This is a genomic window from Vicinamibacteria bacterium (assembly GCA_035620555.1).
Taxonomy (GTDB): domain Bacteria; phylum Acidobacteriota; class Vicinamibacteria; order Marinacidobacterales; family SMYC01; genus DASPGQ01.
On the sequence record DASPGQ010000342.1, the window covers coordinates 1 to 6,541 of the forward strand.

Annotated in this window: 5 protein-coding genes; 2 read left to right on the plus strand and 3 right to left on the minus strand. The window is 62.4% G+C overall.

Annotated features, from left to right (window positions below; genetic code table 11):
- Positions 1–2,568 (plus strand): EAL domain-containing protein (locus VEK15_13960; GenBank protein HXV61797.1); only part of this gene is annotated, 2,568 nt, incomplete at its 5' end.
- On the opposite strand, the gene VEK15_13965 is transcribed toward VEK15_13960, so the two are convergent.
- From VEK15_13965 to VEK15_13975, 3 genes are read right to left on the minus strand one after another with little or no spacing between them, the layout of a single operon-like run.
- On the minus strand, positions 2,565–3,764 hold the full coding sequence (locus VEK15_13965) for a CoA transferase (GenBank protein HXV61798.1): 1,200 nt from the start codon (positions 3,762–3,764) through the stop codon (positions 2,565–2,567). The two genes, VEK15_13960 and VEK15_13965, sit on opposite strands and share 4 nt — an antisense overlap.
- Positions 3,757–5,043, minus strand: coding sequence for an aspartate aminotransferase family protein (locus VEK15_13970; protein ID HXV61799.1), 1,287 nt, complete (start codon positions 5,041–5,043; stop codon positions 3,757–3,759). The genes VEK15_13965 and VEK15_13970 overlap by 8 nt, the downstream gene beginning before the upstream one ends.
- Positions 5,044–5,094: 51 nt before the next feature.
- Complete coding sequence (locus VEK15_13975) at positions 5,095–5,859, minus strand: protein phosphatase 2C domain-containing protein (GenBank protein HXV61800.1); 765 nt, start codon at positions 5,857–5,859, stop codon at positions 5,095–5,097.
- Between the two features lie 287 nt (positions 5,860–6,146).
- Here VEK15_13975 and VEK15_13980 point away from each other — a divergent pair.
- Positions 6,147–6,541 (plus strand): response regulator (locus tag VEK15_13980; GenBank protein ID HXV61801.1); only part of this gene is annotated, 395 nt, incomplete at its 3' end.

Genomic DNA, 6,541 nt, shown 5'->3' on the forward strand with positions numbered 1-6,541 from the left:
AGAATTCCGGAAATGCGTCATGAGCTCGAGCGCATTCTCGAGGATGCCCGGTCCTCGGTTTCTACGGTCCGCCACATTCACGTCGCGGACCGGAGCGGCACGGTCCTGGCATCGACCGATCCGCAGCGAACCGGTCAACCCATGGCCTCGTTCGACGTACGTAGCGGCCCGTTGCGTCTGTCGCTCGGCGAGAACGAAAGCGTGACCGCGCACCTTTCGGGCTCGTTGGAGCACGACGGTGAAACGCTGGGCACCCTCCTCATGGAAGCCGATTTCACACCCGTGATCGATTCGGTGCGCGACTACGCTGGCCTGGGAGAGACTGGTGAGACCCTGCTCGCGGCGAGGACCGGCGACGGAGTCTCGGTTTATATCGCGCCGTTGCGGTTCGACGCCGGGGCGGCGCTGAAGCGCCAGGTGCCAAAGGACAGTCCGGTCCAAGAAGCGATATCCGGCAGCAAAGGGCTCCTCCCGCGGGGCCTGGACTACCGTGGGGTGCCCGTGCTGGCCGCCGGGGATTACATCAGCGATGCGGGCTGGGGTCTGGTTGTGAAAATGGACGAGGCCGAAGCGTTTCGGCCAATCACTCAGCTCGGAAGGCTGTTCCTTGCCACCCTTCTGGCAACGTCGACGATCGTGGGACTGGTCTGTGTCGCCTTGTCGCGCGCCCTGACGCGGCCCATCGTGGCGCTCACCGACGCCGCGAAACGAATCGATTCTGGAGAGACGGAAGCAACCGCTGTCGGGTCTTCCGCCGACGAAGTCGGTGTCCTGAGCCGGGTATTCGCTCGGATGACTTCCGGACTGCTGCAGGCGCAGCGGGAGCTGGAGCAGAAGGTCGAAGAGCGTGAGCGAGCCGAGGCCGCCATGTTCCGAGAGAAGGAGAGGGCCGAGATCACGTTGTCCTCGATCGCCGATGCGGTCATCACCACCGACGCGGAGGGACTCGTCGAATATCTGAACCCTGCCGCAGAGCGTTACACCGGTTGGACGACCATCGAGGCGAAGGGCCGATCGATCGGCGAGATCTACCGAATCGTGGACGAGTCCACGGAAGAGCCAGCGCCCGATCCCGTCACCCGATGTCTCGAGACCGGGGTGAACACCGGGTTGGCGGAGAACTCCGCCCTCGTCTGCCGCAACGGCACTCGGCTCGCGATCCAGGATTCCGCCTCCCCGATCCGGGATCGCGATGGGAGAATCACCGGAGCGGTAATCGTTTTCTATGATGTCACGCAGTCCCGACGCCGAGCCCGCGTCCTGTCCTATGAGGCGACCCACGACGGCCTCACCGGGCTCGTGAACCGGCGCGAGTTCGAAGCGAGGCTCGAGCGAGTCATCGCTAGCGCGCGGGAAATGCGCTCGGAGCACGTGCTGCTCTACCTGGATCTCGATGAGTTCAAGGTCGTGAACGACACCTGTGGTCATACCGCGGGCGACGAGCTCTTGAGGCAGATCGCCGAGCTTCTCCGCAGCGCCGTCCGGAAGCGGGACACGGTGGCCCGGGTCGGCGGAGACGAGTTCGCCGTACTACTGGAGAATTGCCCCCTCAAGCGGGCGCTTCGCATCGCGCACAACATGCACGAGACGATCCAGGACTTCCAGTTCGTATGGGACACGAGCAGCTTCGTGACCGGAGCAAGCGTCGGCGTCGTTCCGATCACCGAAACGAGCGAAGGACTGGCCGAGACCTTGAACCAGGCAGATGCCGCGTGCTACGCGGCCAAAGACACCGGGCGAAATCGCATCCATGTCTTCGAGCCCGACGACCTGGAGATGGCGACCCGCCACCGCGAAACCGGTTGGGCGATGCGCATCAAGGACGCTCTGGAGAACGACCGATTCGCTCTGTACTATCAGTCGATTGCACCCCTCGGCGACGACAACGGGGGAAGCTACTACGAGTTTCTTTTGAGGCTCGACGACCTGGAGGAAGGAGCCATCCCCCCGGGCGCCTTCATGCCCGTGGCCGAGCGCTACGGATTGATGCCGTCCGTCGACCGATGGGTAATCCGCACTGCGCTCGGATGGCTTTCGAGTCACCGCCAGCACACGAGAGGACTCAAGCTCTGCGTGATCAACCTATCGGGTCACTCCCTCGGGGACGCACGCTTCCTCGATTTCGTCGTGAGGGAGATCAAGAGCGCTCGGGTCAGCGCGAAGAAAATCTGCTTCGAGATCACCGAGACGGCGGCGGTCACGAACTTGAGCCGGGCGAGAAAGTTCCTGCAGACCTTGAGGCGCCTCGGATGCCGCTTCTCACTCGACGATTTCGGCTCCGGGCTCTCCTCGTTCGCCTACTTGAAGACGCTTCCGGTCGACTTTCTGAAGATCGACGGCCTCTTCGTCAAGGGGATGGTAAAAGACGAGACGGATTTCGCCATAGTGCGATCCATCAACGACATGGCGCACGTCATGGGGAAGAGAACGATCGCGGAGTGGGCCGAAACCAACGACATCGTCGAAAAATTGCGACAGATCGGCGTCGATTTCGCTCAGGGAATGGCGATCGCGGAGCCCGTCGCGATCGAAACGCTCGGCTCCCGAGACGCTACCCACGTTCACTAAAACTCAGGGCCGAAAACGCCGCGTTCGCGCAGTCCTTTCAACGCTTCGTCATCCAAGCCCAGCCGTTCTCGCAGCACGTTGACCGTGTCCTCCCCGAGCACCGGGGGTGCTTCGTGCTTACGCTCCCCCGACCGCCCGAGCTTGATGGGATTGCCGGTGAGCGGCAATCGACCCAGCTTGGAATGCTCGACCTCGATGCGCATCTTTCGATCCGCGACCTGGGGGCTCTCGAAGACTTCGGCCACGTTCCGCACGCGTCCAACGGGAATGCCGGCGCGCCCAATGAGATCAATCCACTCGTCGGTCGTCTTCGAGAGGAAAAGGGACTCCAGACGTACCGAGAGCTCCTCGCGCCGCGCGACTCGCGACGCGTTGTGCTCGAGCTCCGGGACGTCGAGCTCGGGGCAGTCCACGGCGACGCAGAATCGCTTCCACAAGGTGTCGTTTCCCACCCCCACGATGACGTGGCCATCGGCCGTGGGGAAGGTCTCGTACGGCGTGAGCGAGGAATGACGGTTTCCGAGTCGCTTGGGCAGCTCCCCGGTCATCAAGTAGCCCTGAGCCTGGTAGCACAGCGTCGCCATGACGCTGTCGAACAAGGCGATGTCGATGCGCTCCCCTCGGCCGGTGCGCTCCCGATTGAACAAAGCGGCGAGTATCCCCTCGCTCGCCATCATTCCAGTAAAGATGTCCGCAAGGGAAACTCCGACCTTCATCGGCATCCCTTCGGGCTCACCGGTGAGCGCCATCCACCCGCCCTCGCCCTGCATCACGGCATCGTAGCCGGGCCGCTCGCGGTGCGGGCCGGTCTGTCCGTAACCCGAGATGGAACAGTAGACGAGGCGAGGGTGGCGGTCGCAGAGTTGCTCGTATCCCAAGCCGAGCCGGTCCATCGTGCCCGGGCGGAAGTTCTCTACCAGCACGTCCGTGCTCGACAAGAGGCGCTGGACCAGAGCCCTGCCTTCCTCTCTCTTGAGATCGAGACACAGACTACGCTTGTTCCGGTTGACCGCGAGAAAATAGGCGCTCTCGCCGCCGACGAAGGGCGGGCCCCAATGGCGGCAGTCGTCACCGGATGGGGGCTCGATCTTGAGTACTTCGGCGCCGAGATCGCCGAGAAGCATCGTGCAATAGGGCCCCGCCAATATCCGCGAAAAATCCAGAACGGTGAGGCCGGAAAGCGGCGGCTCACCCATCAGAAAGCGCCCGATCCATCATGGCGACGGCGTCGTCCACGTCGGCCCTCGTAATATTGAGCGGCGGCGAGATTCGAATCACGTTTCCGTGGAGTCCACCCTTGCCCAGGATCAACCCCGCATTGCGCGCGTTCTCGAGAAAGCGCGCGGTCTTTGCCGCGGCCGGCGCCTTGGTCGTACGATCCTCGACCAGCTCGATGGCGAGCAAGAGGCCCATGCCGCGAACGTCCCCGATTACGGTGTGCTCGCGAGCGAGAGATTCGAGCCCGTCCTTCAAATAGCTACCCACATTCCGGGCGTTCTCCCGGAGATTCTCCTTCTCGATGACTTCGATTACCGCACGGGTTGCAGCCATCGTCACCGGGTTCCCGCCGAACGTCGAGATGGTGCTGCCGGTGAGGCTATCGGCGATTGCCGCGGTCGCAATCGTCGCGCCGACCGGAGTCCCGTTCGCCATCCCCTTCGCGAAAGTCATGATCTCGGGCTCGACCCCCCAATGCTCGATACCACACCAGAAATCGCCCGTCCGTCCCCATCCGGTTTGGACCTCGTCGCAAATGAAAACACCTCCGTACTTGCGAACGATGTCGACGACGATGGGAAAGTACTCCGGAGGAGGAGTGATGAAGCCTCCGACCCCCTGAATGGGCTCGGCAATGAAACCAGCGATCTTGCCGGAGGTCGTCGTCTGGATCACCGCTTCCACGTCACGGGCACAATGCAGGTCGCAGCTGGGGTACGTTAGGCCGTAGGGGCAGCGGTAGCAGTAGGCGTTGGCGACGTGCTTGAGACCCGCGATCTGGGTTCCACCGAGCCGCCAGGCGCTCTGCCCCGTGGCCGCCATCGCCAGGAGACTTCGACCGCTGTAGCCATGCCGAAGGGCAACGATCTCCTGCCGTCCGGTGTAGAGCTGGGCGAGAAGGATCGCGGTCTCGTTGGCCTCGGTTCCGGAGTTGGTGAAGAAACTCTTCTGGAGCTTCCCCGGAGTGATCGCGGCGAGCTTCTCGGCGACGGCTACCATGGGCTCGTTGGGAAAGAGGGTCGAGACGTGCTGCAAAGTATCGACCTGCTCCTTGATGGCCTGGTTGACGTGGGGATGGCAATGCCCGACGCTGATGGTGACGATGCCCCCAAAAAAGTCGAGGTACTGCCTCCCGTCGGCGTCGTACACGTACTTTCCTTCGCCGCGTACGAGTGGCATCGGCTTCGAATAATAGGTTGCCACCGAGGGGAATATGAACTGGTTCTTCTTGTCGATGATTCGGGAGGAGGCGCTCATGTCGCAACGAGCTTATCATGCCCCTGGTGGGCGAAGAGGGCGGTAGCGCGGCTACGAACGACGATATCGAACCGCGAGAGCGGTCACGTTGTCTCTGCCGCCGTTGTCGTTCGCGGCGCCAATCAGCCTCTCGATCAAGCGGGGAAGGGTTCCGTTTCCGTTTCGCACCATCTCGGACAAGCGTTCTCCAGGAACCATGCCGTGGAGCCCGTCCGAGCAGAGCAGAAACAGATCGTTGTCCTGGACCGGGTGTTCCTGGACTGCAAGATCGATGTTCTCTTTGGCGCCGATCGCCTTGGTGATGATGTTCTTCATGGGATGGCCGTGCGCCTCTTCGGCGAGGAGCACACCCTCGTCGACCGCGGCCTGCACCCACGAATCGTCCACGGTCAATTGCTCGAAGACCCCGTTGCGGAGGCGGTAAGCGCGGGAGTCACCGGCGCTCACCAGGTAGAAGGCCTCGTCGTCCAGCAGGGCGGCGGTGATGGTAGTTCCCATTCCCGTATAATCCTGCCGCTTGTCCGCTTCTTTCCACACGCGTTTGTTGGCGAGCATCACCGACGTGAGGATCCGGTTGGCGTTCCACGACAGCTTCGGGTCGACTCCATAGGGCCAGGTGATTTCTTCTTCCTCCCGGGAGCGCAGGACGAAGTTCGCCACGGTCTCGACCGCGATACGGGACGCGATCTCGCCGGCGTTGTGGCCTCCCATTCCGTCGGCCACGACGAAAAGGCCAAGATCGTCGTCCAGCAACAGACTATCCTCGTTCAGCCTGCGGCGCAGGCCCACGTGGCTCTCACCGTAGCTTTCAATCATCGATCGAGTGACCGTCGTTCGCCGGAGATTTCCGCTCCCCTATTGGTTTTCTATTGGGCATGGCGCATTGACTTTCTTCCACCGTCGTCTCCTGGCCTATACAGCTCGAAACGGCGCGCAGCGGGGTCGAGACATCCTTCTGGGAAGACGGCTCTGCTTACAACAGGATAGCATTCGATTTCTTGGCGCTTCAAGGAGAAACTCGAGTTTGACAGGTCGTCGAGGCTGTCCCTACAATGAATCTTCCCGCAGACCCATCGCATTCCAGAGGTGGTGCCGAGTCTTCCATGTCACGTTACCGCGTTCTACTCATCGAGCCCAACGCCGTGTTGCGCCGAATTTTGCGGGACTTTCTTGGACGCAGCGAGCTCGAGGTGTTCGAAGCGACCGACTTTGGCGCGGCGGTCACGAGCGCCGAAGGACGGCGCCCCGACCTCATCGTCTGCGAAGCCGAGCTTCCCGGGCCAGCTTCCGGACTGGACCTGGTGCGCGCCTTCAAGACCCATGCAGCTTTCTCCGCGGCACCGTTCCTGATCCTCACCGGAGGCGCCGCCCCCGAAGACCGGCTCGATTCTCTGTGCTCGGGCAGCGACGACTACCTCTTGAAACCGTTCAGCATGCGCGAGCTCGTCTACCGATGCGAGCGACTCATCGACTACCACCACCGGCCAAAGGAACCCAG